3 protein-coding genes and 1 pseudogene are annotated in these 3,844 nt (G+C 74.6%); 3 read left to right on the top strand and 1 reads right to left on the bottom strand.

Annotated elements, in window-relative coordinates; all coding sequences use genetic code 11:
* The 3 genes from IE321_RS41035 to IE321_RS41025 form a co-directional block, all read left to right on the top strand.
* Positions 1-1,335 (top strand): protein phosphatase 2C domain-containing protein (locus tag IE321_RS41035; protein ID WP_373316669.1); only part of this gene is annotated, 1,335 nt, incomplete at its 5' end.
* A gap of 27 nt (positions 1,336-1,362) precedes the next feature.
* Positions 1,363-3,105 (top strand): pyruvate dehydrogenase, encoded by a 1,743-nt coding sequence (locus IE321_RS41030; protein WP_043231137.1) that lies wholly within the window; start codon positions 1,363-1,365, stop codon positions 3,103-3,105.
* An 88-nt stretch (positions 3,106-3,193) separates the two neighbouring features.
* The gene (locus IE321_RS41025) at positions 3,194-3,598 is read left to right on the top strand and encodes an ATP-binding protein (protein WP_190226713.1); all 405 of its coding nucleotides are present in this window, start codon (positions 3,194-3,196) and stop codon (positions 3,596-3,598) included.
* 34 nt (positions 3,599-3,632) lie between these two features.
* On the opposite strand, the pseudogene IE321_RS41020 reads toward IE321_RS41025, so the two are convergent.
* Positions 3,633-3,844 (bottom strand): annotated as a pseudogene (locus IE321_RS41020) (DUF2637 domain-containing protein); the annotation flags it as partial.

Genomic DNA, 3,844 nt, shown 5'->3' with positions numbered 1-3,844 from the left:
GCCCGCCCGGCCGCGCCGCCGCCCCCGGCCCATCCGGCCGTGCCCCCGGCGCCCGCGGCCGACGCTCCCCGGCCGGTCCTGCCGCCGCCGGTCCGCCCCGCCACCCCGCCCGCGGTCCTCGGCCCCGCCCCGTGGGAGGCCCCCGTCAGCGGTCCCCGCACCTTCCCGGCACCGCCCCCGCCGCCCGCGCCCGCGCCCGAGCCCGCACCGGAGCCGGAGCCCGACCCCGTACCGGAGCCCGCCGAGGCGACGCCGGCGCCCGAGGACGCCACCGTGCGGGTCCAGTTGCCCGCCGGGCACGAGCCCACGCTCCGGGTGCCGCTACCCGCCTCCGTGCCCCGGCCCCGCACCGGCTTCCTCGGCAGCCGGCCGCCCACCTACGAGCCCGAACCCACCGCCCTGCCCCCCGCGCGCCCCGGCGAACTCGGCGACCTGGTCGCCGACACCGTCCTCGACGGCGCCCGCTACGGCACCGCCACCCTCCGCGCCGCCTCGGTCCGCGGCGACTCCGCCCGCTACCGGGGCGAGCCCCGCAGGGACGCCCTCCTCACCGCCCGCTTCGGCCACGACGAGACCGCCCTCGTCCTGGTCGCCGTCGCGGCCGGCTCCCGCGCCGCCGACGAGGCCCACCTCGCCGCCGCCGACGTCTGCCGCTGGATCGGCGAGGCCGTCGGCCGCAGCCACGCCCGGCTCTCCGAGGACATCCGCTCCGGCCGCCGCGGCGACCTCAAGTCCGGACTCCAGCGACTCACCGACCGCACCTACGGCCGGCTCAGGTCCCGGGCGGCCGAACGGGGCCTGGCCCCCGACACGTACACCGCCACCCTGCGCTGCCTGCTCATCCCCGCCGACCCCGACTGCCGCACCCGGGTCTTCTTCGGCATCGGCGGCGGCGGCCTCTTCCGGCTCCGCGACGGCGCCTGGCAGGACATCGAGCCGCTGCTGCCCGACCCGGCCTCGGTCGTCGGCGCCCCGGTCGTCGGCTTCGGCTCCACCCCGCCGCACGGCACGCCCGAGGTCACCGAGGAGGGCGACCGGCTCACCATGGACCTCGGCATCACCACCGCCCCCGGGCCGGTCATCGAGGAGCCCGTCCCGCCGCCCGCCGAACCCTTCCGCTTCCGCGCCTCGGTTGCCCGTCCCGGCGACACCCTGCTGCTCGCCTCGCCCGGGCTCGCCGAGCCGATGCGGGGCGAGCCCGCGCTCGCCCGCGAGCTGGCGGACCGCTGGACCGGCGCCGAACCGCCCGGTCTCGCCGCCTTCCTCGCCGACACCCAGCTGAGGGTGACCGGGTACGCCGATGACCGTACGGGGGCGGCCGTCTGGGAGGCGTGACGGGCCTGGCCGTGTGTTGATGGACCCATGGCCAAACAGAACGTAGCGGAACAGTTCGTCGACATCCTCGTCCGCGCCGGCGTGCAGCGCCTGTACGGCGTGGTCGGCGACAGCCTGAACCCGGTCGTCGACGCCATCCGGCGCAACCCCGCCATCGACTGGATCCAGGTGCGCCACGAGGAGACCGCCGCCTTCGCCGCGGGCGCCGAGGCCCAGATCACCGGCCGCCTCGCCGCCTGCGCGGGCTCCTGCGGCCCGGGCAACCTCCACCTCATCAACGGCCTGTACGACGCCCACCGGTCGATGGCCCCGGTCCTCGCCCTCGCCTCGCACATCCCGTCCAGCGAGATCGGGCTCGGCTACTTCCAGGAGACCCACCCCGACCAGCTGTTCCGCGAGTGCAGCCACTACAGCGAACTCATCTCCCACCCGAAGCAGATGCCCCGGCTGCTGCACACCGCCGTCCAGCACGCCGTCGGCCGCGGCGGCGTCTCGGTGGTCGCGCTCCCCGGCGACATCGCCGACCAGCCGGCCCCCGAGAAGACCACCGGCAGCGCGCTCGTCACCTCGCGCCCCACCGTCCGCCCCGGCGACTCCGAGATCGACGCCCTGGTCCGGATGATCGACGCCGCCGACCGGGTGACGCTCTTCTGCGGCAGCGGCACCGCCGGCGCCCACCCCGAGGTGATGCAGTTCGCCGAGCGCCTCAAGGCCCCCATCGGCCACGCCCTGCGGGGCAAGGAGTGGATCCAGTACGACAACCCCTTCGACGTCGGCATGAGCGGACTGCTCGGCTACGGCGCCGCCTACGAGGCCACCCACGAGTGCGATCTGCTGATCCTGCTCGGCACCGACTTCCCGTACAACGCCTTCCTGCCCGACGACGTCCGGATCGTGCAGGTCGACGTCCGCCCCGAGCGCCTCGGCCGCCGCTCCCGGCTCGACCTCGCCGTCTGGGGCGACGTCCGGGAGACCCTGCGCTGCGTCACGCCCCGGGTCCGGGCCCGCACCGACCGCCGCTTCCTCGACAAGATGCTGAAGAAGCACGCCGACGCCCTGGAGGGGGTGGTGAAGGCGTACACCCGCAAGGTCGAGAAGCACACCCCGATCCACCCCGAGTACGTCGCCTCCGTCCTCGACGAACTCGCCGACGACGACGCCGTGTTCACCGTCGACACCGGCATGTGCAACGTCTGGGCGGCCCGCTATCTGACGCCCAACGGGCGCCGCCGGATCATCGGTTCCTTCAGCCACGGCTCCATGGCCAACGCCCTGCCGCAGGCCATCGGCGCCCAGTTCACCGACCGCGACCGGCAGGTCGTCACGCTCTCCGGCGACGGTGGCTTCACCATGCTCATGGGCGACTTCCTCACCCTCGTCCAGTATGACCTCCCGGTGAAGATCGTGCTGTTCAACAACTCCTCGCTCGGCATGGTCGAACTGGAGATGCTGGTCGCCGGCCTCCCCTCGTACGGCACCGGCAACCGCAACCCCGACTTCGCCGCCGTCGCCCGGGCCGCCGGCGCCTACGGGGTGCGCGTCGAGAAGCCCAAGCACCTGGCCGGCGCCCTCAGGGACGCCTTCCGGCACCCGGGCCCGGCCCTGGTGGACGTGGTCACCGACCCCAACGCCCTCTCCATCCCCCCGAAGATCAGCGCCGAGATGGTGGGCGGCTTCGCGCTCTCCGCGAGCAAGATCGTCCTCGACGGGGGAGTGGGCCGGATGGTCCAGATGGCCCGATCCAACCTGCGCAACGTGCCCCGCCCCTGAGGGCCCGTGGGGGCGCGGCGCATGCGGACCGGCTCGCGGGGCAGGCTCTCTCGTGAGCCTGTTCGAAGCGACCGTGTGGGTGGGGGCTATGACCGGGAAGGTGCGACAGCCGACTCGACTGCTCAGGAAGGTGGGAGGGGCGGACCTGACCGCGGTGCCGGAGGTCCGCCACGCGTTACGCGAACTCCTCGGCGCCTGGGGCGACTCGGGCAGCGGGGCCGTGGCCGAACTGCTCACCAGCGAACTGGTCACCAACGCGCTGGTCCACACCGACCACGGCGCGGTGGTGACCGCCACCGTGGACCCGGAACAACTCCGCGTCGAGGTGCGCGACTTCGAGCCCGGACTCACCGCTCCGCCCGTACCGCCCGCCGACGACGGTACGCACGGCCGGGGGCTCTTCCTGGTGCGCGAACTCGCCGACTCCTGGGGCGTCGAGGAGCGCCCCACGGGCAAGGTCGTCTGGTTCGAACTGAACGGCGGGGCCGCCTGAGGGGCGGCCCCGCCGTCGGGGTGGTGCGGTCCCGCTAGCCGAGCTTGCGCTCCATCTCGGAGAGCTTGGCCTCCAGGGAGTCGAAGGCGTACCGGGGCATCGCCTGGGTGTCGTCCTCGGCGGTGAGGTCCACCGTCCGCGACTCACTTCCCCTGACGGCTTGCAGGGAGGGCCGGGGCCGAAGCGGCAGTTGTCCCGGGTCCGCTATGGCGGGTTCCGCGACGGCGGCGGTCCGCCGCCGTCGCG

The sequence above is a fragment of the Streptomyces hydrogenans genome (assembly GCF_014656075.1).
Classification (GTDB): domain Bacteria; phylum Actinomycetota; class Actinomycetes; order Streptomycetales; family Streptomycetaceae; genus Streptomyces; species Streptomyces hydrogenans.
Note: the sequence above shows the minus strand (reverse complement) of the source record. Positions and strands in the feature narration are given on the sequence as shown.

What these genes read in the sequence shown, in the direction of transcription:
- IE321_RS41030 (WP_043231137.1), top strand. Translation starts at nt 1,363, where the DNA reads ATGGCCAAACAGAACGTAGCGGAACAGTTCGTCGACATCCTCGTCCGC.
- IE321_RS41025 (WP_190226713.1), top strand. Translation starts at nt 3,194, where the DNA reads ATGACCGGGAAGGTGCGACAGCCGACTCGACTGCTCAGGAAGGTGGGA.